Here is a 21,168-nt window from a genome sequence, read left to right on the forward strand (position 1 = left end):
CGACCCGTGCCGTCCCGGGCGTCATCTCCGGCGCACGGTCAGCCGTCGTCCCGCTCCGGCGGGGCCAGCGCGTCCAGCTGCCGGAGGGCCGCGGACCACCGGCCCTCCCGCTCGTCCGGCGTCTGCTCCCACCACGGCGTGCCGCGCTCGCCGAGGCCCAGCTTCGCGAGCCCCACCCGCTCCCGGACGGCCCGCAGCTCCTCCTCCGTGCCGTCCCTGCGCACCGTGCGGACGGCCGCGCGGGCCCGGCCCAGGTGGGACCGCAGCCGGGCCGCCGCGTCCGGGGGCAGGGCGGGGTCCTGGCGTCGCCACCGGCGCCCGTCCACCACGACCCACCGGCCGTCCGGCGTGTGCTCCACGTCCCGTCGCGTCATGGCCCCGATCCTGCCAGGCCGGGCCCGGCCCCGGCACCTACCCTGGGGGAATGAGCAGGCACGCGCAGCACCCGGTCCGCAGCGTCGACGAGCACCGCCGTGCGGTCGTGGACGCCCTGCGCGGCCTGCGGCCCCGGACGGAGACCGTCCCGCTGGCGGCCGCGCCGGGCCGGGTCCTGGCCGCGGACCTCGTGGCGCCCCTGAGCCTGCAGCCCTTCGACAACTCCCAGATGGACGGCTTCGCGATCCGTGCCGCCGACAGCCGGGCGGTGCCGGGGGAGGACGGGCGCACGCCGTTCGCCGTCGTCGCCCCCGTGCCCGCCGGCCACGTCCCCGGGCCGCTGGCCCCCGGGGAGGCGGCCCCCGTCATGACCGGCGCGCCGCTGCCGCCCGGTGCGGACGCGGTGGTTCCCGTCGAGGAGTCGCTGCCCGGAGGATTCCCCGCACCGGGGACGCTCGTGCGGCTCCCGGCGGGCCAGCCCGCCGGGCGGTTCGTCCGCCGGGCGGGCGAGGACGTCGCCGAGGGGGCCACGGCGCTGGTCGCGGGGCAGCGGCTCACGCCCGCCCGGATCGGGCTCGCGGCCGCCCTGGGGCTCGCGGAGCTGACCGTGCGCGCCCGCCCCCGGGCCGTGCTCTACACGACGGGCGACGAGGTCGTCGCCCCCGGCGCCGCGCGCGGACCCGCCCAGATCTTCGACGCGAACGCGGCGATCCTGCGCGCCCAGCTCGCCGAGGCGGGCGTCGAGGTGATCGGCGCCCACCTGCTCTCCGACGACGCGGGCGCCTTCGCGGCGCGCCTGGCCGAGGACACGGCGGCGCGGCCCGACCTCTTCGTCTCCTCGGGCGGGGTCAGCGAGGGCGCCTACGAGGTGGTCCGGCAGGTGCTCGCGCCCCACGGCGAGTTCGTGCACGTCGCGATGCAGCCCGGCGGGCCGCAGGGCCTGGCGGCGCCCGGCGGCGTGCCCTTCGTCTGCCTGCCCGGCAACCCCGTCAGCACCCTCGTGTCCTTCGAGATGTTCCTCCGCCCGGCCCTGGCCGAGACCGTCGGCGCCCCGGCCCCCCGGGCCCGGGCCACGGGCCCCCTGGCGGAGGCCGTGCGGCCGCTGCCCGGCCGCACCCAGGTGCGCCGGGCCGTCTGGGACGGCGTCCGGGTGCGGATGGCGGGCGGGCCGGGCTCCCACCTGCTGGCCGCGGCCGCCCGGGCCAACGCCCTCGTGCTCGTGCCGGCCGGCGGGACCGAGCTGCCGGCGGGCACCCCGGTGGAGCTGCTGCTGCTGGACTGATCCGCCGCGCGGCCGGCCCGCTGCCGGCCCGCCCGGGGCCGAGGGCGCCGCGGCGTGCCGCCGCCGCTCGTTAGACTGGTCCGCGCCCCGACCGGACGATCGCACAGAACAGGTCCCCATGACGTCCCTGCTCGCCCCGCTGCTCCTCGCCGCCACCGCCGTGATCCAGGCGCTCGGCCGCTACGAGTACCACCAGAACGGCATCACCGTGGTGGGTCAGATGCTCTTCCCGATCTTCTTCGCCGTCCTGGCGATGTTCCTCGCCCGCCGCGGCGAGCGGGGCTCGTTCGGCACCGCGCACCTCGGTCTGCTCGTGGCCGGCGCCGTCCTGTTCGTGCTCACCCTGGTCGGGCAGAACGGCACCGTCCCCCAGCTCTACCCCTCCGTGTGGATCTACTACGCGGCGTTCGCGCTGCTGGCGGTCCAGGCCGCGCTGCGCATCGCGGGGACCCCCGGGCGCCGGCGCGGGGGCGCCCCGGCCGAGGACCCCGCCCCGCGCGGCTGAGCACGGCCGGTCCCGCCGCTGCGGGGCCGGCGGCCGGGCGCTATCCGGGGGCCGCGGTTCCGCCGACGCGCTCGAGCACCAGTTCCGCCAGCTCCCCGGCCCGGGTCTCCGGGAGCCAGTGGCCGGCGTCCAGCTCCACGAACCGGTAGGGGCCCCGGACCTGCTCGGCCGTGAGCTCCGCGGCCCGCCGGCCCAGGGTGGGGTCCCGGTTGCCCCACGCGTACGTGGTCGGGACGTCGACGGGCCCGGTGCGCAACCGGGACAGCGGCAGGGCGCGGTACCAGTTCAGGGCCCCGGTGAGCGCGCCGGGCTCCTGCATCCGGGCCGCGTAGCGGGCGGCGTCCGCGGCCGGCAGGCCGGACCGTCGCAGGAGGTCCTCGAGGCACGGGCCGAGCAGCGCCTCGGGCAGGACCGGCAGCTGGAAGGCAGCGACGTAGGCCGAGCGCAGCGCCTGCGGCGAGCGCGTCAGGGATCGTGCCAGGGCCCGGGGGTGCGGAACGGAGGCCACCGTGAGGGAGGCCACCCGGTCCGGCCGGTGGGCCGCGAGCGCCCACGCCACGATCCCGCCCCAGTCGTGGCCCACGACGTGCGCGCGCTGCACCCCCGCGGCGTCGAGCAGCGCCACGGCGTCCTGGAGGAGCAGCTCGAGCCGGTAGGCACGGCGGCCCCGCGGTCGTGCGCGCCCGGCACAGCCCCGCTGGTCGGGCACGAGCGTGCGCAGCCCCGCGCCCCGCAGCACGGGCGCCACCCGGGACCAGCACGTGCCGTCCTGCGGGAAGCCGTGCAGCAGCAGCACGGGCGCGCCGTCCCGGGGCCCGTCGTCGCGCACGTCGAGGTGGAGGCCGCCGCAGGGGCGGCGGGTCGGCCGGTCCATCCCGTCAGGCTAGCCCGGCGCCGTCCGCGGGGGGCGCCGTGGCGATGTGCTCCCCGTGCCGGCAGGAAAAACAAGGGAAAAGAAATTCATGACGGACCATGAATTCTGCGATTGATGCGTCATGAATTCTTTTTCACCGAATAGGCATTCATTGGTCCAGGAAAAAATCCCAATTCCCGATGCCTAATTGGATAGGTTGGCACCATGGTTGCCAGCCAGACACCGCCGGGCACCGACGGCCCCGCATCCAACGCCCTGCTCAAGCTCGGGAAGTTCTTCACCCGCTGGGAGGAGTCCCCGGACGGCCGGGCCGTCTACCGCGAGGGCGGACGGGCGGGGGACGCCTTCTACCGGAACCGGTGGAGCCACGACAAGGTGGTCCGCTCCACGCACGGGGTGAACTGCACGGGCTCGTGCTCGTGGAAGGTCTACGTCAAGGACGGGATCATCACCTGGGAGGCCCAGGAGACCGACTACCCGTCGGTGGGCCCGGACCGCCCCGAGTACGAGCCCCGCGGCTGCCCCCGCGGGGCGGCGTTCTCCTGGTACACGTACTCGCCCACCCGGGTCCGCTATCCGTACGTCCGCGGGGTGCTCCTGGAGATGTACCGCGCGGCCAAGGAGCAGGTCGGCGGGGACCCCGTGCTCGCCTGGCAGGAGGTCGTGAACGACCCCGCGAAGCGCCGGGCCTTCCAGCAGGCCCGCGGCAAGGGCGGCCTGGTGCGCTCGAGCTGGCAGGAGGCCCTCGAGATGACCGCCGCCGCCCACGTGCACACGGTCAAGACCTACGGCCCCGACCGGTGCACCGGGTTCTCCCCGATCCCGGCGATGTCCATGGTCTCCCACGCCGCGGGGGCCCGGTTCATCAACCTCATCGGCGGCGTGATGAACAGCTTCTACGACTGGTACGCGGACCTGCCCGTGGCCAGTCCCCAGGTCTTCGGCGACCAGACGGACGTCCCCGAGTCCGGCGACTGGTGGGACGCGACCTACCTCATGATGTGGGGCTCCAACGTCCCGGTCACGCGCACCCCGGACGCGCACTGGATGGTCGAGGCCCGCTACCGCGGCACGAAGGTCGTCTCCGTCAGCCCCGACTACGCGGACAACACGAAGTTCGCCGACGAGTGGCTGCCGGCCCAGGCCGGCACGGACGCCGCCCTGGCGATGGCGATGGGCCACGTGATCCTGCGGGAGAACTTCGTGGAGCGGCGGGTGCCGTTCTTCGAGGACTACGTCCTGCAGTACACCGACCTGCCCATGCTGGTCACCCTCGACGAGCGGGAGGACGGCGCCGTGGTGCCCGGCAAGTTCCTCACCGCCGCCGACCTGGGCGGGGACGAGGCGGGAGCCTCCGACGCCGCGTTCAAGACCGTGCTGATCGACCGCGACGCGGGCACCCCGGTGGTCCCCAACGGGTCCATGGGCTTCCGCTACAACGAGCAGGACGAGGGGAAGTGGAACCTCGACCTGCAGGGCGTGCGCCCGGCGCTGTCCGTCACGGACGCCACCGCGGGGGCGGGGGCCACGAGCGTCGTGGACCTGCCCGCGTTCACCGACGCCACGGGGGAGGGCTCGGTGCTGCACCGGGGCGTGCCCGTCACGGAGGTCGCCGGGCGGAAGGTCACCACGGTCTTCGACCTCATGCTCGCCCAGTACGGCGTGGGACGGGAGGGCCTTCCGGGGGACTGGGCGGCCGGGCTCGACGACGTCGCGACCCCCTACACCCCGGCGTGGCAGGAGGAGATCACCTCGGTCCCCGCGCAGGCCGTGATCCGCACCGCCCGCGAGTTCGCGGCCAACGCGGAGAAGTCCGGCGGCCGGTCGATGATCATCCTGGGCGCCGGCATCTGCCAGTGGTACCACGGGGACGTCACCTACCGGGCGATCCTCGCGATGCTCATGCTCTGCGGGTGCCAGGGCCGCAACGGCGGCGGGTGGGCGCACTACGTGGGCCAGGAGAAGGCCCGCCCCATCACGGGCTGGGCCGCGATGGCCGCCGCCACCGACTGGACCCGCCCGCCCCGGTTCATGATCGGCACCGCGTTCTGGTACATGCACACCGACCAGTGGCGCTCCGACGGCTACTCCTCCGACTCCCTCCAGTCCCCCCTCGCCGAGGGGCACCTGAAGGGCATGCACACCGCGGACGTGATCGCGAAGTCCACCCGGCTGGGCTGGATGCCGTTCTACCCGCAGTTCGACGAGAACTCCCTCGACGCCGCGGACCGCGCCGCCGAGGGCGTGGCGCGCGGAGAGGCGCCGGACGAGGCGCAGTGGGTCGCCGACCGGTTGAAGTCGGGGCAGATGCGCTTCGCCGTCGAGGACGTCGACGCCCCCCAGAACTGGGCCCGCACCCTGGTGCTGTGGCGCTCCAACCTGCTGGGGTCCTCCGCGAAGGGCGAGGAGTACTTCCTCCGGCACCTGCTCGGCACCCACCACAACGTCATGGGCCAGGACCACTCCGCGTCCCGGCCGCGGGACGTGACCTGGCACGAGGAGGCGCCCGAGGGCAAGCTCGACCTCCTGGTCTCCGCGGACTTCCGGATGACGAGCTCCACCCTGCTGTCCGACGTCGTCCTCCCGGCGGCCACCTGGTACGAGAAGCACGACCTGTCCTCCACGGACATGCACCCGTACGTGCACGCCTTCACCCCGGCGATCAACCCGCCGTGGGAGGCCAAGACCGACTACGAGCTGTTCCGGCTGCTGTCCGAGGAGTTCTCCCGCCAGGCGCGGACCCACCTGGGGGTGCGCAAGGACCTCGTGGCCACCGCGCTGACCCACGACACCCCCGGGGAGATCGCCCAGCCCGGCGGGCACGCGCCCGACTGGAAGAACACCGACCTGCCGGCTGTGCCCGGCCGGAACCTGCCGAACCTCAAGGTCGTGGAGCGGGACTACACGGCGATCGGGGACAAGTTCTCGGCGGTGGGCCCCCTGGCGGAGCAGCTGGGCTTCACCACGAAGTACATCACCTACGACGTCTCCCACCAGGTGGACCAGCTGGCCCGCCTGCACGGGGTCTTCGACTCGGGGGCCGCCGCGGGCCGCCCCGCCGTGGACACCGACGCGCGGATGGCCGAGGCGATCCTGCTGTTCTCCGGCACCACCAATGGGGAACTCGCGGTGCAGGGCTTCGAGACCCTCGAGAAGCGCACCGGGGTGGAGCTCGCGGACCTCGCCCGCGGCTCCGAGGAGAAGCGGATCAGCTTCGCCGACACCCAGGCCGCCCCGGTCCCGGTGATCACGTCCCCGGAGTGGTCCGGCTCGGAGACCGGGGGGCGGCGCTACGCCCCGTTCACGGTCAACATCGAACGGCTCAAGCCCTTCCACACCCTCACCGGGCGGATGCACTTCTTCCTGGACCACGACTGGATGAAGGACATGGGCGAGACCCTGCCGATCTACCGCCCGCCCCTGGACATGCACCGGCTCTTCGGCGAGCCGCCGCTCGGGGAGCGGGGGGAGCTGTCCATCGCGGTGCGGTACCTGACCCCGCACAACAAGTGGTCGATCCACTCGGAGTACCAGGACAACCTGTTCATGCTCTCCCTCTCCCGCGGGGGCACCACGGTGTGGATGAGCCCCCAGGACGCCGCGCTGATCGAGGTCTCCGACAACGAGTGGGTCGAGTGCGTCAACACCAACGGCGTCTACGTGGGCCGGGCGATCGTCAGCCACCGGATGCCGGCCGGCGTGGTCTACGTCCACCACGCCCAGGAGCGCACCATCGACGTGCCGAAGTCCGAGGCGACCGGCCGCCGCGGCGGGATCCACAACTCGGTCACGCGCATCCTCGTCAAACCCACCCACATGATCGGCGGCTACGCGCAGCTGTCCTGGGCCTTCAACTACCTCGGGCCCACCGGCAACCAGCGCGACATCGTCTCCGTGGTCCGCAAGCGCTCCCAGGAGGTCCAGTACTGATGCGAGTCATGGCCCAGGTCGCCATGGTGATGGCGCTCGACAAGTGCATCGGGTGCCACACCTGTTCGGTGACGTGCAAGCAGGCGTGGACGAACCGCGCCGGCACGGAGTACGTGTGGTTCAACAACGTGGAGACCCGTCCCGGGCAGGGCTATCCCCGCCGGTACGAGGACCAGGAGAAGTGGAAGGGCGGCTGGGAGCTCAACCGCCGCGGCAACCTCAAGCTCAGGTCGGGCGGGCGCTGGGCGAAGCTCGCCGGGCTGTTCGCCAGCCCCGTCCAGCCGGAGCTCAACGACTACTACGAGCCGTGGACCTACGACTACGAGACCCTGACCAACGCGCCCGCCGGCACCGACTTCCCCGTGGCCCGTCCCAAGTCCCTGATCACGGGGGAGGACACCAGGATCGAGTGGTCCGCCAACTGGGACGACAACCTCGGCGGCGTCACCGAGGCCGGTCACCTGGACCCGATCGTGGAGAAGGTGCGCCGCGAGTCCGAGGACAGGATCAGGTTCGAGTTCGAGCAGACGTTCGCGTTCTACCTCCCGCGCATCTGCGAGCACTGCCTGAACCCGTCCTGCATGGCCTCCTGCCCCTCCGGCGCGATCTACAAGCGGACCGAGGACGGGATCGTGCTGGTGGACCAGGACCGCTGCCGCGGCTGGCGGCAGTGCGTCACCGGCTGCCCGTACAAGAAGATGTACTACAACCACAAGTCCGGCAAGGCCGAGAAGTGCACCTTCTGCTACCCCCGGATCGAGGTGGGCATCCCCACGGTCTGCGCGGAGACGTGCGTGGGCCGGCTGCGCTACATCGGCATCTTCCTCTACGACGCCGACCGGGTCACCGAGGCCGCCGCGACCCCGGACGAGCGGGACCTCTACGAGGCCCAGCTGGACCTCATGCTCGACCCGCACGACCCGGAGGTGGTCGCCGCCGCCCGCGCCGAGGGCATCCCCGAGGACTGGCTCGACGCCGCGCGCCGGTCCCCGGTCTACACCCTGGCCAAGGAGCTGCGGGTCGCGCTGCCGCTGCACCCCGAGTACCGGACGATGCCCATGGTCTGGTACGTCCCGCCGCTGTCCCCGGTCGTGGACCTGCTCAAGGACCAGGGGCACGACGGCGAGGACGCGGGGAACCTGTTCGGCGCCATCGAGTCGCTGCGCATCCCGGTCGAGTACCTCGCCGAGCTGTTCACGGCGGGGGACACGCAGATCGTCACGGACGTGCTGCGCAAGCTCGCGGCCATGCGCTCCTACATGCGCGACATCGCCCTCGGGGACGCACCCGACGAGTCGATCGCCGAGGGCGTCGGGATGACGGGCTCCGAGATCCAGAAGATGTACCGGCTCATGGCCATCGCCAAGTACGACGAGCGCTACGTGATCCCCTCCGCCCACCTGGAGGACGCGCACAACCTCGAGGAGATCGGCTGCTCCCTGGACGTGGACGGCGGGCCAGGAATGGGCCAGACCGGTGTGTTCGGCGAGGCGTCCGGCCGCCCCACGCCCGTGGCGGTGGAGAACTTCAACGCCCTGCAGGCACGGCAGACCGGCGAGTCCGCCACCGGGGAGCAGCAGATGGCCGGCCGCGTGAACCTGCTCAACTGGGACGGCAGAGGAGCGCCCGCGGGACTCTTCCCGCCGCGCTCCGAGGACGGGGACCGGCCGTGAGCCTGCTGGAGAAGCTGCTGGGCAGGCCCGGCAAGGGCACCCTCGACCCCGGGACCTTCACGGACCGGCACCCGCGGCGCAGCGCGGTGGCCCGGCAGGCCGCCGCCGTGCTGCTGGGCTACCCCGACCGCGAGCTCCTGGCGATGCTGCCGGTCCTGCGGGAGGCCCTCGAGGAGGTGGGCGCGCCCGTGCCCGAGGACCTCCTCGACCGGCTGCTGGGCCGTCCGCTCGACGAGCTGCAGGCCGACTACGTCCAGGAGTTCGACCTCTCCCGGCGGCACAGCCTGCACCTGACCTACTGGACCGACGGGGACACCCGGCGGCGGGGCGAGGCGCTCGCCGCCTTCAAGGAGGTCTACCGCTCCCACGGCGCGCAGCTGGACGAGACCGAGCTGCCGGACTACCTGCCGCTCGTGCTCGAGTTCGCGGCGAAGGTCTCCCCGGAGGACGGCTACGAGCTGCTCCAGCGCTACCGGCCGTCCCTCGAGCTGCTGCGGCTGGCACTGCGCGACGACGGCCTGCCGTACCACGGCGTCGTCGCCCTCGTGTGCTCGACCCTGCCCGGTGTCTCCCCGGAGGACCGGGACGCCGCCATGCGGATGGCCGGCTACGGCCCGCCCACGGAGTCCGTGGGCCTCGACCCCTACGACCCCCGGCTGCTGCCCGTGACCGAAAGGAACAGCGCATGACTGCCACCGCCGCGAGCCTGCTCGCGCCCGGGACCTCCCTCCCCCTCGAGGCGGCGGTCCCGGCCGCCGCCGAGGTGGGGGTCGGCGAGGTCCTGCTCTGGGGCGTGCTGCCCTACGTCGTGCTGGCGATCGTGATCGGCGGCACCGTCTGGCGGTACAAGTACGACCAGTTCGGCTGGACCACCCGGTCCTCGCAGCTCTACGAGTCCCGCATCCTGCGCATCGCGTCCCCGCTGTTCCACTTCGGGATCCTCGCCGTGCTGGCGGGCCACGTCATGGGCCTGCTCATCCCGAAGACCTGGACCGAGGCCGTGGGGGTCACCGAGGGGATGTACCACTTCCTGGCCCTGAGCATCGGGCTCGTGGCCGGCGTGGGCACGCTGCTCGGGATCGTCCTGCTCATCTGGCGCCGGCGCACCACCGGGCCCGTGTTCATGGCGACCACCAAGAACGACAAGTTCATGTACGTCATGCTCGTGGCCGCGCTGCTCACGGGGCTGGGCACCACCCTCATCTCGGTGTTCGACCACTCCGTGGTCAGCTACCGCGAGACGGTCTCCCCGTGGTTCCGCTCGATCTGGATCCTGCAGCCGGACGTCGCCGCGATGACGGCCGCCGGGATCTCCTTCAAGGTGCACGCCCTGTGGGCCATGGCGCTGTTCGCGATCTGGCCCTTCACCCGCCTGGTGCACGCGTTCACCGCGCCCGTGCACTACCTGTTCCGCCCGTACATCGTCTACCGCTCCCGCGACGGGCGGTCCTCCTCCGGCCTGGTGCCGGTGCGCCGGGGCTGGGAGCCGGTGGGCACCCAGGACCGCGTGCGCGGCTCCTCCCGCCGCCCGGCCGACCGCGGCAGCACCCGCGCCGGCCGCCGCTGACCCCTCCCACCGACCGACCCTGCAGGAGCACCATGTCAGCCGCATCGTCAGCCTCCGCGGACACCGCCGCACCGGACCTGCGCTCGGGACAGCTGCGCAATCTGCTGCTCGCCACGGTGGCCTCCGCCGTCGGCTTCTGGGCCTGGACCATCGTCGGCCCGCTGTCCAGGCGCTACGCCGAGCAGATGGAGCTCGACGCGGGCCGGGTGGCGGTGCTGGTGGCCATGCCCATCTTCGTGGGCTCGATCGCCCGCGTGCCCGTGGGCGCCCTGACCGACCGCTACGGCGGGCGCACCATGTTCACCGTGGTCCTGGGCGTCACCGCGCCGCTGGTGCTGCTGACCGGTCTCGTGGGCCGGACCGGCAGCTTCGGGCTGCTCGTGGTGGTGGCGTTCTTCCTCGGCATCGCCGGCACGGTGTTCGCCGTGGGCATCCCCTTCTGCTCCGCCTGGTACGAGTCCCACCGCAAGGGCTTCGCGACCGGGGTGTTCGGGGCAGGCATGGTCGGCACGGCCGTCTCCGCGTTCTTCACCCCCCGGCTCGTGGCCGGGCTCGGCTACCTGGGGGCGCACGTCGCCATCGCGATCGTGGTCGCCGTGATGGCGGTGCTCTGCGCGGTGGCGCTGCGCGACTCGCCGGTGCACACGGCCAAGACCCCGGAGCCGGTGCTGCCCAAGATGAAGCACGCCTTCACCCTCGTGGTCACCTGGCAGCTGTGCTTCCTCTACGGGGTGGTCTTCGGGGCCTTCGTGGCCTTCTCCAACTACCTGCCCACCTATCTCGACAACGTCTACGGCTGGGACGCCGCCGCCGCCGGTGCCCGCACCGCCGGCTTCGCCCTCGCCGCCGTGGTCGCGCGCCCGATCGGCGGGATGCTCGCGGACCGGGTGGGGCCCCGGACGGTCACGGTGGTCTCGCTGGTGGGCACCGCCCTGCTCGCCGTGGTGGTCGCCTTCCAGCCGGGCGCGGAGCGGGTCTACGGGCCCACGTTCCTGGCCATGGCCCTGTTCCTCGGCCTGGGCACCGGTGGCGTGTTCGCCTGGGTGGGGCGGGCCGCCCCGCCCCGGGACGTGGGCACGGTCGGCGGGATCATCGCGGCCGCCGGCGGCCTGGGCGGCTACTTCCCGCCGCTCGTGATGGGCGCCACCTACGACGCCGAGAACAGCAGCTACTTCGTGGGACTGACCCTGCTGGCCGTGTTCGCGGTGGCCGCCCTGGTGCTCGCGTTCACCGTGCGCAACGGGGGGAAGGTCGACGAGCGCGCTCGTGGATGAGCGCCGCACGGGCACCGGGGACGGTGTCCGTGCGGCGCCCGCTCAGCGGCTCCGCCGCCCCCGGCTCACTCGTCCGGGGAGTGCCGCGCCCCCGACAGCGGGGTGCGCCACACCTCCGGGTCCGCGACCGGGAACCGGCGGCCGGTCACGGGCCCCGGGACGATCCGGACGAAGATGCCCTTGCGGCCCGCCTGCCACGGGAACAGCGGCAGGTCGAGGGTGTCCGTGAGCTCCTGGACCTGCCGGATGCGCTCGGCGCGGCCCTTGACCACCACGCTCCACGCCTTCCCGGAGGCCTCGTCGTACCCGTCGATCTCGACCGCCACGGGCACGTCGGTCAGGGCTCCCGCGAGCTTCGTCCCCTCCGCCGAGCGGAAGACGAGGGTCCCGTGGTCCACCACGAAGTTGACCGGGAAGATGTCCGGGTGGTCCTCCACCCACACGGCGAGGCGGCCGACGCCCGCGTCCCGCAGCAGCTCCCAGCAGCTGTTGACCGCCAGCTCCTCCACGTCGTTGCCGTGCGTGTCCGTCATCGTGTCCTCCGTCGTCGTCGCTGTCCCGGCCTGCGGCCGCGTCCTGGTCCCCGTCCCGGTCCTCGTGCCGGTGCGGGGGTCTGCACTGTTCCTCACTCGAAGTCGGCGAGCCAGAGGTCCGGGCCGAACACCTCGTACTGGATGTCCCGGGCCGGGACGCCCCTCGCGACGAGCGCGCTGCGCACGGCCTGCATGAACGGCAGGGGCCCGCACAGGTAGTACTGCGCGTCCTTCGGCAGCTCCGCGGCGCGGAGATCCATGAACCCCTCGTGCTCGTTCTCGCCGCGCTCGCCCCCCGCCCAGGGCTGCTCGAACCACGCCTGCAGGGAGCCGTCCTCCAGGGCGGCGAGGTCCTCCTCGATCTGCCCGCGCAGCGCGAACGTCTCCGGGGAGGCGTCCGCGTGCAGGAACCGCACCGTGCGCTGCGAGCCGTCCTTCACCAGGTGCGAGAGCATCCCCGCCATGGGCGTGACGCCGATGCCGGCGCTGGCCAGGACCAGGGGCCGGTCGGAGTACTCCAGGACCACGTCGCCGGAGGGCACCGACAGCACCACCTCGTCGCCCACCTGCACCCGGTCGTGCAGCAGGGTGGACATCTCGCCGGCCGGGGTGCCGTTGCCGCGCACCCGCTTGACCGCGAAGCGCCGGTGGTGGCCGTCGTCGGCGCGGGTCAGGCTGTACTGCCGGGGCTGCTGCACCCCGTCGGGCATCTCCATCCGCAGGGTCACGTACTGCCCCGGCAGGGACCGCTTCACCTCGCGCTCGTCGACGCGCTCCACGACGAACGTCGTGACGTCCTCGGTCTCCGGGATCTTCTCGACCACCCGCCACGTCCGCCAGACGGTCTCGGGGGAGAGCCGGACCGCGTCGTAGAGGCCCCGCTCCTGGTTGATGAGCACGTTGGCCATCAGCCAGTAGACCTCGTCCCACGCCGCGGCGACCTCCGGGGTCACGGCGTCGCCCAGGACGTCCACGATGGCCCACATGAGGTTGTCGTGCACGATCTGGTACTGGTCCGGGTGCAGCCCCAGGGAGACGTGCTTGTGCGCGATGCGGGAGAGCAGGTGGTCCGGGAGCTCGGTCGGCTTGTTCACCAGGTAGCCGGCGAAGGCGGCCACGGACCCGGCCAGCGCCTGCTGCTGCCGTCCGTCGGCCTGGTTGCCGCGGTTGAACAGGCCGTCCAGCAGCTCGGGGTGCTCCTCGAACATGTGCGCGTAGAAGCGCCGGGCGATCTCCTGGATGTTCTCCCCGACCACGGGGAGCGTGGCCTTCACCACGGGGTACGAGGTGTCTGACAGCACGATGGGCTCCTTCACGAGCACCGACGTCGTCGACGGCGCTCTGGTCGCGTCACGTCAAGCTAGCACCGCGCCGGGCGCGGAACCAGGAGATGACACGGCGGCGCCCGGAGCCGTCGTGGGCCAGAATGGGAGGGACGCACCGACGGCACAGGCGAAGGGGACCGGACCGACATGACCGAGCAGCAGCAGGGCCTCACCCACGTGCGGGCGGACGGGTCCGCGCACATGGTGGACGTCTCGGCCAAGGCCGTCACCACCCGCGAGGCCACCGCGACGGCCACGCTGCGCACCCGCCCCGACGTCGTCGAGCAGGTCTTCGCCGCGGACCTGCCCAAGGGGGACGCCCTGCCGGTGGCCCGGGTCGCCGGCATCATGGCGGCGAAGAGGACCCCGGAGCTCGTCCCGCTGTGCCACCCCCTGCCGATCAGCAAGGTGACCGTGGACTTCGAGCGGCTGGCGGACGGCGTGCGGATCAGCGCGACGGTGCGCACCCGCGGGGTGACGGGCGTGGAGATGGAGGCGCTCACCGCGGCGACGGTGGCCGCCCTGACGCTCTACGACATGATCAAGGCCGTGGACAAGCTCGCCGAGATCGAACAGGTGAAGGTGCTCGCGAAGTCCGGCGGCAAGTCCGGGGACTGGGCGCGGACCGGCGGGGAGGGCGCATGAGGAGCGCCGCCGTCGTCGTCGCCTCGACCCGCGCCGCCGCCGGGGTCTACCAGGACCGGAGCGGGCGGATCGCCGCGGACTGGTTCGGCTCCCACGGCTTCACCGTGGAGGGCCCGTTCGTGGTGGCCGACGGCGAGGACGTCCGCGCCCAGCTCGAGCGGCTGCTCGTGGCCCGGGCGCCGGAGGACCGGCCCAGCGTGGTGGTGACCAGCGGCGGGACCGGTCTGGCCCCCGACGACCTCACCCCCGAGGTCACCCGGCCCTTCCTCGACCGCGAGCTGCCCGGCATCATGGAGGCACTGTGGGCGGAGGGCCGCAGGACCACCCCCCTGGCCGCGCTCAGCCGCGGGCACGCCGGGGTCAGCGGGCACACGTTCGTGGTCAACCTCCCCGGCTCCACCGGCGGGGTGTGGGACGGGCTGAAGGTGCTGGAGCCGCTGCTCGACCACGTCTGCGACCAGCTGGAGGGCCACCGCGACCGCGGGCACGCCGGCCCCCGCCACGACCCCCGACCGCACGAGGAGACCGACCGTTGAGCACTCCCGGACCCATCCAGGCCGACACCGCCGTCGTGGCCGCGTTCGTGACGGACGAACCGCTGGACCACGGGCAGGCCGTCGCGGCCGTGCAGGACGAGCGCACCGGCGCCGTGGTCTCCTTCAGCGGCGTCATCCGCGACCACGACGGCGGCCGCCCCGTCACGAGCCTCGACTACACCTGCCACCCCGGCGCCGACCGGGCCGTCCAGGAGGTCGCCCGCCGGGTCGCCGAGGAGTTCCCGGGGGTGCGGATCTGGGCCGCGCACCGGGTCGGCCGGCTCCGGATCGGGGACTCCGCCCTGGAGGCCGCCGTGGCCTCGGCCCACCGCAAGCTCGCGTTCGCCGCGTGCGACGCGCTCGTGGACCGGATCAAGACCGAGGTGCCCATCTGGAAGGAGCAGCTGTTCGCGGACGGCTCCACCGAGTGGGTCGGACTGGACGCCTGAGCGCCGTGGACCTGCCCCCGCTCGTCGAGCCGGCGCCCGAGCTCACCGACGCCGAGCTGCGCCGCTACGCCCGCCACCTGACCGTCCCCGAGATCGGCGAGCAGGGCCAGCGGCGGCTCAAGAACGCCCGCGTGCTCTGCGTGGGCGCGGGCGGGCTCGGCTCCCCGGCCCTGCTCTACCTCGCCGCCGCGGGCGTCGGGACCCTCGGCGTCGTCGACGACGACGTGGTGGAGGCCTCCAACCTGCAGCGCCAGGTCATCCACGGCGGAACGACGCTGGGCGCGGCCAAGACCGCCTCGGCCGCCGCGCGGATCGCCGACCTCAACCCGCTGGTGCACGTGGTGGAGCACCGCGAGCGGCTCACGGCCGCCAACGCGGAGGACGTCCTGGCCGGCTACGACCTCGTGCTCGACGGCACGGACAACTTCGGGACCCGCTACCTCGTCTCCGACGCGTGCGAACTGACCGGTCTGCCGCACGTGTGGGGCTCGATCCTGCGCTTCGACGGCCAGTACTCGGTGTTCTGGGGCGCGCACGGGCCCACCTACCGCGACCTCTACCCCGTGCCGCCGGCACCGGGCACGGTGCCCAGCTGCGCCGAGGCCGGGGTGCTCGGCGTGCTGCCGGGGATGCTGGGCACCGCCATGGCGGTCGAGGCCGTCAAGCTGGTCACCGGGATCGGCACCACGATGCTCGGCCGGGTCGCCACCTACGACGCCCTCTCGGCGCGCTGGTGGGAGATCCCGCTGGCGCCGACACCGGGGCGCGCGCCCGTCACGTCCCTCGCCCCCGGCACGACCGGCACCGGGGCCGACGGCGGGGCTCCCGCCTGCCCGGCGCCCGCCCCCGGACCCGAGCACGTCCCGACCGTGACGGCTCCCGAGCTCGCGGCGCTGCTGGCGGCGCGGGAGCGCGGCGCGGCGGACTTCGAGCTCGTCGACGTCCGGGAGCCCTACGAGGCGCGGCTCGCGGCGATCCCCGGCGCGCGGCTGGTCCCGCTGGGGCAGTTCGAGTCCGGGGAGGCCTTCGCGCGCATCGCCCCGGACCGCCGGGTGCTGCTGCACTGCAAGGCCGGGGCGCGCTCCGAGCGCGCCCTGCGGCTCCTGGTGGCCTCGGGGCACCCCGACGCCGCGCACCTCGAGGGCGGGGTGCTGGCGTGGATCGAGCAGGTGGACCCGTCCCAGCAGCCCTACTGAGCAACCCGGGCGGCCTCCCGGTGCGGTGCTCCCGCACTACGCGGGGAGCGGACAGCACTGGCCAGGGACCGGTCCCGTCCGCCTACGGTGAGGTCGTACCGCAGACGACGGAAGGACCAACAGCATGACCGAGAACAGCATCTCCGCCAGCCGCGTCATCGACGCCCCCGCCGACGCCGTCTTCGACGTCCTCAGCCTGCCCTCGCGCCACCGGCAGATCGACGGCTCCGGCACGGTGGTCTCCGGCGACGACCAGCGCATCCAGCAGGTCGGCCAGGTCTTCGTGATGAACATGAACGGCGAGCACATGGGCGGCGACTACGTCATGGAGAACACCGGCTCCGGCTACGACGAGAACAAGCTGCTCGCCTGGCGGCCCAAGCCGCAGGGCGCGGAGCTGGAGGGCTGGGAGTGGATCTGGGAGCTCGAGCCCCAGGGCCCCGGCGCCACGCTGGTCACCGAGACCTACTCCTGGGAGCACGCCACCCCGGAGGCCCGGAAGGCCGTGTCCTTCCCGCTCTTCGGGGAGGGCGCCCTGGAGCACTCCCTCGAGCGGCTCGCCGCGGCCGTCTCCGAGAAGTGAGCGCCTGAGCCGCCCGGCGGCACGGAGCCCGGTCACCCCGAGGTGACCGGGCTCCGTGCCGCCCAGGCCTGTGGGTCAGGGCTCCCGGCGGGCGGCGCGCGCCGGGGCCGCCGCCGGGTCGACCCACAGGATCTCCCACTGGTGGCCGTCGGGGTCCCGGAAGCAGCGCGAGCGCAGGAAGCCGTAGTCCTGGGCGTCGCCCTCAGTCCCGCCGGCGCGGACGGCGCGGTCCACGATGGTGTCGATCTCCTCCGGGGAGTCGACGCTGAGCGCGTTGACCACCGAGGCGTCGGCCGGGGTGCCGGGAGTCCCGGGACCCACCAGGCGCAGGTGGCGGTCCTCGCTCAGGACCATGACGTGCTCGTCCTCGCGGATCTCGACGGTCCCCGCCCCGCTGCCCTCGAACGCCGGGTGCAGCCGCCAGCCCAGGCCGGAGTAGAACCGCTTCGAGCGCTCCAGGTCCGAGACGGGAAGGGTGATGAATTCTGCCGGTGCCATGACGTCCCCCTCGTGCTGCGGCGGTCCCCGCCCTCAGCATGGTCCCCGGCCCGCGGGGGCGCAACGGTGTGACAGGATCTCCGCCCGCATGTCGCGGCGGCATCGCCACGGCATCGGAGCGGAGCCGGAATGGGTTCGTCCGTCCCGGGGTTGGAACGGGCATGCAGGTCATCGGAGTCGAGTCGTTCGGAGGGCCCGAGGTCCTCGCCGTCCACGAGCTGCCGGACCCCCACCCGGGGCCCGGGGAGGTGCGGATCCGGGTCAGGGCGGCTGCCGTCAGCCCCACGGACACCGTGCTGCGCGCCGGCGGTCAGCCGCTGGAGCACCTGAGCCCGCCGTACGTGCCGGGGATGGACGCGGCCGGGGTCGTCGACGAGGTCGGGCCGGGCAGCGCCTGGCGGGTGGGGGAGGCGGTCATGGCCGTCGCCCTGCCGCGCGGGGAGCACGGGGGCGCCTACGCCGAGCTCCTGGTCGCCCCCGACGACTCGATCGCCCGCCTCCCCGCGGGCACGGACTTCGCCACCGCCTCCACCCTGCCCATGAACGGGCTCACGGCCCTGCAGATCCTCGAGGTGCTGGACCTGCAGCCCGAGCAGACCCTGGCCGTCACCGGGGCCGCGGGAACCCTGGGCAACTACGTGGTGGAGCTCGCCAAGCACGAGGGCCTCACCGTCGTGGCCGACGCGTCGGAGCACGACCTGGAGCTCGTGGAGAGCCTCGGCGCCGACCACGTGGTCGCCCGCGGCGACGACGTCGCGGAGCGGATCCGAGAGTTCTTCCCCGACGGGGTCGACGCCCTCGTGGACGCCGCCGTGCTCCACGAGAAGGCGGTCCCCGCCGTCCGGGACGGCGGGGACTTCGCGACCGTGCGGCACTGGACGGGGGACCCGGGGCGCGGGATCACCGTCCACCGGATCAGCGTGCCCCGGGAGTACCACTCGGGCCGGAAGCTCGACCGGCTGCGCCGGCACGTGGAGGAGGGGGTGCTCTCCCTGCGGGTGGCCGCCGTCCTGCCCGCCGCGGACGCCGCCGAGGCGCACCGCCGGCTCGAGGCCGGGGGCGTGCGGGGGCGCCTCGTCCTGGAGTTCTGAGGCCCGGGTCCCGGAGGACCCGACTCAGAAGTGGGACCGGTACTGGTGGTCGATCCCGACCTGGTCCACCTTCCGGTGGAAGCGCATCCCGGCCAGGCCGCCCAGGACCGCCGCGAGCAGCGGGATGAGGACGGCGACGACCAGGGCGATGATGCCGCCCGTGGTGAGGGTGCCCTCGCCGATCGGGATCCGGGGGAAGCTGTTGAGCTCGCGCAGCACGTTGAACTGCTCGCCCGCCACCGCGCCCAGGAGCGCCAGGACGATCGCGATGAGGATCGCCCAGACCCACACGGCCACTCCCTGCTTGGCGCCGTCGAAGCGGGCCATGCGCCCGGCCACGTAGCCCCCGGCGAAGTAGGCGACGAAGAGGACCAGGGCGAGGGCGATCCCGCTGACCACGCCCACGGTGCCGGCGTCCTGGGCCACCTGCTCCGCGATCTCGCCGGGGTCGGTGCTGGTCGCCACGCCCACGCCCGCGCCGATCGCCCCGAGCAGCGCGGTGAGCAGCACGGCGATGCCCGTGGCGGTCATCCAGCCGAAGAACGCGGAGCCGAACTTCACGCCCCCGAACTCCCGCCTCTCCGCCGCGACGACCTCCTGCCGCCGCCCCCGCGGGGTGGACGCGCCCGGGCGGTCCGTGCCGGACGCCCGGGGCTCCTCCGGGACGGTCGATCCTGACTGGTCCTGGGTTGCCACGACTGTCTCCTCACGTCCGGCCGTCAGCTTGCTTCACATGCTCCTCTCCTCGGCGGTGGTCCGCAACGGGTCCGGAGGAGCGAATCGCACGAGCGACCCGGACCACGGCGGGGGGTGTGCCCGGGGTCGTGGCCGGACATAGGCTGAGGCCCCCGGGCCGCCCCGCACGGCGGTCCTCGCACCGGACGGACGGAAGGCCACGATCATGGAACGCACTCCCGACTTCGACCCGCGCACGGCCGTGGTGACCGGCTCCGACTCCGGTATCGGGCGCGCCACCGCCGTGGCGCTCGCGGCGGCCGGCATGGACGTGGGCATCACCTGGCACCAGGACGAGGCCGGCGCCGAGCGGACCGCCGAGGAGGTCCGCTCCTACGACCGGCGGGCCGTGGTCGCACGGCTGGACACCACGGAGCTGGAGAGCTGCGGCGCCGTCGTCGACGGCCTCGTGGAGCGGCTCGGCGGCGTGGACGTGTTCGTGAACAACTCGGGCACGGGGGCGAACGTCCCGTTCCTGGAGACGTCCCTGGCCACGTGGCGCAAGGTGCTGGCCACCGATCTCGACGGCGCGTTCCTGTGCCTCCAGGCGGCGGCACGGCACATGGTGGCCGCAGGCCGGGGCGGCCGGCTGATCGCCGTCACCAGCGTGCACGAGCACGTGCCCCGGGTCGGCTCGAGCGCCTACGACGCCGCCAAGCACGGACTCGGGGGACTCGTGAAGACCATCGCGCTCGAGCTGGGGCAGCACGGGATCACCGCGAACTCGGTGGCCCCCGGGGAGATCGCGACCCCCATGACGGGCCAGGAGGACGAGAACCCGCGGTCCACCCACCGTCCCGGCGTGCCGCTGGGCCGGCCCGGGGACGCCCGGGAGATCGCCTCGGTCATCGCGTTCCTCGCCTCCCCGGCCTCCGCCTACGTCACCGGGGCGTCCTGGGTCGTGGACGGCGGCATGGTTCAGATGGGGCCGCAGGCCGGATCCCACCTGACGAGCGACGAGTGGCGGAAGGGCTGACTCTCCGGCCGGTCCGCGGGACGCCACGGCTCCCCGCCGGCCGGGGCGCCGGCCCGCAGGGGCTCGCACGCCGTCCCCAGCGGCTTCGGACGGGGACGCGCCCTCAGCGGTCGAAGTGGGTGGTGGCCGGGCCCTGCCCCACGGTGGCGACCAGTTCCGCGGCCAGGTCGCGCAGCTTGAGGTTGCGGTGGCTGGAGGCGGCCCGCAGGATGGCGAAGGCCTCCTCCTGCGTGCAGCGGTTCTGGCCCATGACGATGCCCACGGCCAGGTCGATGGTGGTGCGGGAGGCCATGGCCGCCTTGAGGTCCGCCTCGGCGTCCCGGTGCTTCTCCATCCGCACGGCCAGGCGCAGCGCGGTGGAGGCGGACGCCACCTCGCGCTGGACGACCTCGATCGTCGCCGGGTCGAACTTGTGGGGGCGGTCGGCGTAGACGTCCAGGGCCGCGGAGGCCTCGCCGCCGAGGTCCAGGGGCACCCCGAGGGCGGAGCGGATGCCGTTGGCGGCGGCGGCCCTGCCGTACTCGGGCCACCGGGGGTCGGAACGGGTGTCCGCGACGTGGACCAGCCGGTGCTCGCGGGAGGCCGTCAGGCAGGGGCCGTCACCGTAGTGGTACTGGATCTCGTCCAGGGCCTCGGCCGCGGGGCTGGAGGAGGCCACGGTCGAGGACCTCTTCGGCCGCAGCAGGGTGACCGCGCACCACACCTCGTCCCCGTCGGTGGACAGCGCCTGGGCGATGGTGGCCGTGAGCGCGTCGAGGAAGGACGTGATGTCCTCGCTCTCGAGCAGCAGCTCGTGCGGTGCCGTGGGCGATGCGCCCGTCTCGTGCTCCGTCATGGTCTTCCTCCGGTGGTCGCAGCGGGCCCGCGGTGCAGGTGCCGTCGGCCCTGGCGGCAGAGGCCTCGGGGTCCGCACGGTCCATCATGCCGTGTTCCCGCGCCCCCTGCGTCCCGGCGTCCGCCGGGCGCGCGTGCGGCCCGTGCCGGTCACCGGCGATCCCGGTGCGGGGCCGCGCGGGATTAGAGTGGGGGCCGACCCCGCACGCCGGCGCACGGAGTGCGGCGGCGTGCCGGGCAGCGGCGGACCACGCCGCCGCGCGGCGCCGGCTCCGCCGCCCGCGACA

General features: G+C 73.7%; 21 protein-coding genes. 14 read left to right on the forward strand and 7 right to left on the reverse strand.

The genetic code is table 11. From position 1 onward, the window contains the following. Positions 1-38: 38 nt before the first annotated feature. On the reverse strand, positions 39-374 hold the full coding sequence (locus RCG67_RS09455) for a biopolymer transporter Tol (protein WP_368825879.1): 336 nt from the start codon (positions 372-374) through the stop codon (positions 39-41). A gap of 50 nt (positions 375-424) precedes the next feature. Between RCG67_RS09455 and RCG67_RS09460 the strand changes: the two genes are divergently transcribed. Continuing rightward, complete coding sequence (locus RCG67_RS09460; RefSeq protein WP_368825880.1) at positions 425-1,657, forward strand: molybdopterin molybdotransferase MoeA; 1,233 nt, start codon at positions 425-427, stop codon at positions 1,655-1,657. A 118-nt stretch (positions 1,658-1,775) separates the two neighbouring features. Beyond that, positions 1,776-2,162 (forward strand): hypothetical protein, encoded by a 387-nt coding sequence (locus tag RCG67_RS09465; protein WP_368825881.1) that lies wholly within the window; start codon positions 1,776-1,778, stop codon positions 2,160-2,162. Positions 2,163-2,202: 40 nt separating this feature from the next. Here RCG67_RS09465 and RCG67_RS09470 read toward each other — a convergent pair whose 3' ends face one another. Further along, entirely contained in the window at positions 2,203-3,036 is an 834-nt protein-coding gene (locus RCG67_RS09470; RefSeq protein ID WP_368825882.1) for an alpha/beta fold hydrolase, read from the reverse strand. Between the two features lie 204 nt (positions 3,037-3,240). Here RCG67_RS09470 and RCG67_RS09475 point away from each other — a divergent pair, with 204 nt between their 5' ends. Genes RCG67_RS09475 through RCG67_RS09495 form a run of 5 tightly spaced genes read left to right on the forward strand, consistent with a single transcriptional unit; the run spans position 3,241 to position 11,480 of the window. Further along, positions 3,241-6,966: a nitrate reductase subunit alpha gene (locus RCG67_RS09475; protein WP_368825883.1), complete on the forward strand. Its 3,726-nt coding sequence runs from the start codon at positions 3,241-3,243 to the stop codon at positions 6,964-6,966. Continuing rightward, positions 6,966-8,639: a nitrate reductase subunit beta gene (narH, locus tag RCG67_RS09480; protein ID WP_368825884.1), complete on the forward strand. Its 1,674-nt coding sequence runs from the start codon at positions 6,966-6,968 to the stop codon at positions 8,637-8,639. Before RCG67_RS09475 ends, narH begins: the two co-directional genes overlap by 1 nt. Continuing rightward, entirely contained in the window at positions 8,636-9,328 is a 693-nt protein-coding gene (narJ, locus tag RCG67_RS09485) for a nitrate reductase molybdenum cofactor assembly chaperone (RefSeq protein WP_368825885.1), read from the forward strand. Before narH ends, narJ begins: the two co-directional genes overlap by 4 nt. Beyond that, on the forward strand, positions 9,325-10,206 hold the full coding sequence (gene narI, locus RCG67_RS09490; RefSeq protein WP_368825886.1) for a respiratory nitrate reductase subunit gamma: 882 nt from the start codon (positions 9,325-9,327) through the stop codon (positions 10,204-10,206). Before narJ ends, narI begins: the two co-directional genes overlap by 4 nt. 32 nt (positions 10,207-10,238) lie before the next feature. Then, complete coding sequence (locus tag RCG67_RS09495) at positions 10,239-11,480, forward strand: nitrate/nitrite transporter (RefSeq protein WP_368825887.1); 1,242 nt, start codon at positions 10,239-10,241, stop codon at positions 11,478-11,480. Positions 11,481-11,545: 65 nt separating this feature from the next. Here the strand turns inward: RCG67_RS09495 and RCG67_RS09500 are convergent, their stop codons facing one another. Both RCG67_RS09500 and RCG67_RS09505 read right to left on the reverse strand, forming a co-directional pair. Continuing rightward, positions 11,546-12,013, reverse strand: a complete 468-nt coding sequence (locus tag RCG67_RS09500; RefSeq protein WP_368825888.1) for a pyridoxamine 5'-phosphate oxidase family protein — start codon at positions 12,011-12,013, stop codon at positions 11,546-11,548. Between the two features lie 92 nt (positions 12,014-12,105). Next, positions 12,106-13,314, reverse strand: a complete 1,209-nt coding sequence (locus RCG67_RS09505) for a globin domain-containing protein (RefSeq protein WP_368825889.1) — start codon at positions 13,312-13,314, stop codon at positions 12,106-12,108. 171 nt (positions 13,315-13,485) lie between these two features. On the opposite strand from RCG67_RS09505, the gene moaC reads away from it, so the two are divergent. The 5 genes from moaC to RCG67_RS09530 all read left to right on the forward strand — a co-directional run bounded on the left by moaC (position 13,486) and on the right by RCG67_RS09530 (position 16,747). Next, entirely contained in the window at positions 13,486-13,983 is a 498-nt protein-coding gene (moaC, locus tag RCG67_RS09510) for a cyclic pyranopterin monophosphate synthase MoaC (RefSeq protein WP_368825890.1), read from the forward strand. Then, positions 13,980-14,519 (forward strand): MogA/MoaB family molybdenum cofactor biosynthesis protein, encoded by a 540-nt coding sequence (locus tag RCG67_RS09515; protein ID WP_058875216.1) that lies wholly within the window; start codon positions 13,980-13,982, stop codon positions 14,517-14,519. The genes moaC and RCG67_RS09515 overlap by 4 nt, the downstream gene beginning before the upstream one ends. After that, a complete protein-coding gene (locus RCG67_RS09520; protein ID WP_368825891.1) occupies positions 14,516-14,968 on the forward strand; it encodes a molybdenum cofactor biosynthesis protein MoaE in 453 nt (150 codons plus the stop codon). The genes RCG67_RS09515 and RCG67_RS09520 overlap by 4 nt, the downstream gene beginning before the upstream one ends. A gap of 5 nt (positions 14,969-14,973) precedes the next feature. Continuing rightward, positions 14,974-16,164, forward strand: a complete 1,191-nt coding sequence (moeB, locus tag RCG67_RS09525) for a molybdopterin-synthase adenylyltransferase MoeB (protein WP_368825892.1) — start codon at positions 14,974-14,976, stop codon at positions 16,162-16,164. Positions 16,165-16,288: 124 nt separating this feature from the next. Beyond that, positions 16,289-16,747 carry an SRPBCC family protein gene (locus tag RCG67_RS09530; RefSeq protein WP_368825893.1) on the forward strand — a complete coding sequence of 153 codons (459 nt, stop codon included), beginning with the start codon at positions 16,289-16,291 and terminating at the stop codon, positions 16,745-16,747. A 75-nt stretch (positions 16,748-16,822) separates the two neighbouring features. Here RCG67_RS09530 and RCG67_RS09535 read toward each other — a convergent pair whose 3' ends face one another. Next, positions 16,823-17,245 (reverse strand): VOC family protein, encoded by a 423-nt coding sequence (locus RCG67_RS09535; RefSeq protein WP_368825894.1) that lies wholly within the window; start codon positions 17,243-17,245, stop codon positions 16,823-16,825. Positions 17,246-17,406: 161 nt separating this feature from the next. On the opposite strand from RCG67_RS09535, the gene RCG67_RS09540 reads away from it, so the two are divergent. Next, a complete protein-coding gene (locus RCG67_RS09540) occupies positions 17,407-18,336 on the forward strand; it encodes an NADP-dependent oxidoreductase (RefSeq protein ID WP_368825895.1) in 930 nt (309 codons plus the stop codon). Positions 18,337-18,360: 24 nt separating this feature from the next. On the opposite strand, the gene RCG67_RS09545 is transcribed toward RCG67_RS09540, so the two are convergent. Beyond that, complete coding sequence (locus tag RCG67_RS09545; RefSeq protein WP_368825896.1) at positions 18,361-19,032, reverse strand: hypothetical protein; 672 nt, start codon at positions 19,030-19,032, stop codon at positions 18,361-18,363. 205 nt (positions 19,033-19,237) lie between these two features. Between RCG67_RS09545 and RCG67_RS09550 the strand changes: the two genes are divergently transcribed. After that, positions 19,238-20,047 (forward strand): SDR family oxidoreductase, encoded by an 810-nt coding sequence (locus tag RCG67_RS09550; protein ID WP_368825897.1) that lies wholly within the window; start codon positions 19,238-19,240, stop codon positions 20,045-20,047. Positions 20,048-20,150: 103 nt separating this feature from the next. Here the strand turns inward: RCG67_RS09550 and RCG67_RS09555 are convergent, their stop codons facing one another. Beyond that, positions 20,151-20,882 carry a GAF and ANTAR domain-containing protein gene (locus RCG67_RS09555; RefSeq protein WP_368825898.1) on the reverse strand — a complete coding sequence of 244 codons (732 nt, stop codon included), beginning with the start codon at positions 20,880-20,882 and terminating at the stop codon, positions 20,151-20,153. Positions 20,883-21,168 lie beyond the last annotated feature (286 nt).

Origin of the sequence: Kocuria cellulosilytica, from assembly GCF_040981245.1 — a bacterium.
In the GTDB taxonomy this organism is placed as follows: Bacteria; Actinomycetota; Actinomycetes; order Actinomycetales; family Micrococcaceae; genus Kocuria; species Kocuria cellulosilytica.

What these genes read in the sequence shown, in the direction of transcription:
- RCG67_RS09455 (WP_368825879.1), bottom strand. Translation starts at nt 374, where the DNA reads ATGACGCGACGGGACGTGGAGCACACGCCGGACGGCCGGTGGGTCGTG.
- RCG67_RS09460 (WP_368825880.1), top strand. Translation starts at nt 425, where the DNA reads ATGAGCAGGCACGCGCAGCACCCGGTCCGCAGCGTCGACGAGCACCGC.
- RCG67_RS09465 (WP_368825881.1), top strand. Translation starts at nt 1,776, where the DNA reads ATGACGTCCCTGCTCGCCCCGCTGCTCCTCGCCGCCACCGCCGTGATC.
- RCG67_RS09470 (WP_368825882.1), bottom strand. Translation starts at nt 3,036, where the DNA reads ATGGACCGGCCGACCCGCCGCCCCTGCGGCGGCCTCCACCTCGACGTG.
- RCG67_RS09475 (WP_368825883.1), top strand. Translation starts at nt 3,241, where the DNA reads ATGGTTGCCAGCCAGACACCGCCGGGCACCGACGGCCCCGCATCCAAC.
- narH (WP_368825884.1), top strand. Translation starts at nt 6,966, where the DNA reads ATGCGAGTCATGGCCCAGGTCGCCATGGTGATGGCGCTCGACAAGTGC.
- narI (WP_368825886.1), top strand. Translation starts at nt 9,325, where the DNA reads ATGACTGCCACCGCCGCGAGCCTGCTCGCGCCCGGGACCTCCCTCCCC.
- RCG67_RS09495 (WP_368825887.1), top strand. Translation starts at nt 10,239, where the DNA reads ATGTCAGCCGCATCGTCAGCCTCCGCGGACACCGCCGCACCGGACCTG.
- RCG67_RS09500 (WP_368825888.1), bottom strand. Translation starts at nt 12,013, where the DNA reads ATGACGGACACGCACGGCAACGACGTGGAGGAGCTGGCGGTCAACAGC.
- moaC (WP_368825890.1), top strand. Translation starts at nt 13,486, where the DNA reads ATGACCGAGCAGCAGCAGGGCCTCACCCACGTGCGGGCGGACGGGTCC.
- RCG67_RS09515 (WP_058875216.1), top strand. Translation starts at nt 13,980, where the DNA reads ATGAGGAGCGCCGCCGTCGTCGTCGCCTCGACCCGCGCCGCCGCCGGG.
- RCG67_RS09530 (WP_368825893.1), top strand. Translation starts at nt 16,289, where the DNA reads ATGACCGAGAACAGCATCTCCGCCAGCCGCGTCATCGACGCCCCCGCC.
- RCG67_RS09535 (WP_368825894.1), bottom strand. Translation starts at nt 17,245, where the DNA reads ATGGCACCGGCAGAATTCATCACCCTTCCCGTCTCGGACCTGGAGCGC.
- RCG67_RS09540 (WP_368825895.1), top strand. Translation starts at nt 17,407, where the DNA reads ATGCAGGTCATCGGAGTCGAGTCGTTCGGAGGGCCCGAGGTCCTCGCC.
- RCG67_RS09550 (WP_368825897.1), top strand. Translation starts at nt 19,238, where the DNA reads ATGGAACGCACTCCCGACTTCGACCCGCGCACGGCCGTGGTGACCGGC.
- RCG67_RS09555 (WP_368825898.1), bottom strand. Translation starts at nt 20,882, where the DNA reads ATGACGGAGCACGAGACGGGCGCATCGCCCACGGCACCGCACGAGCTG.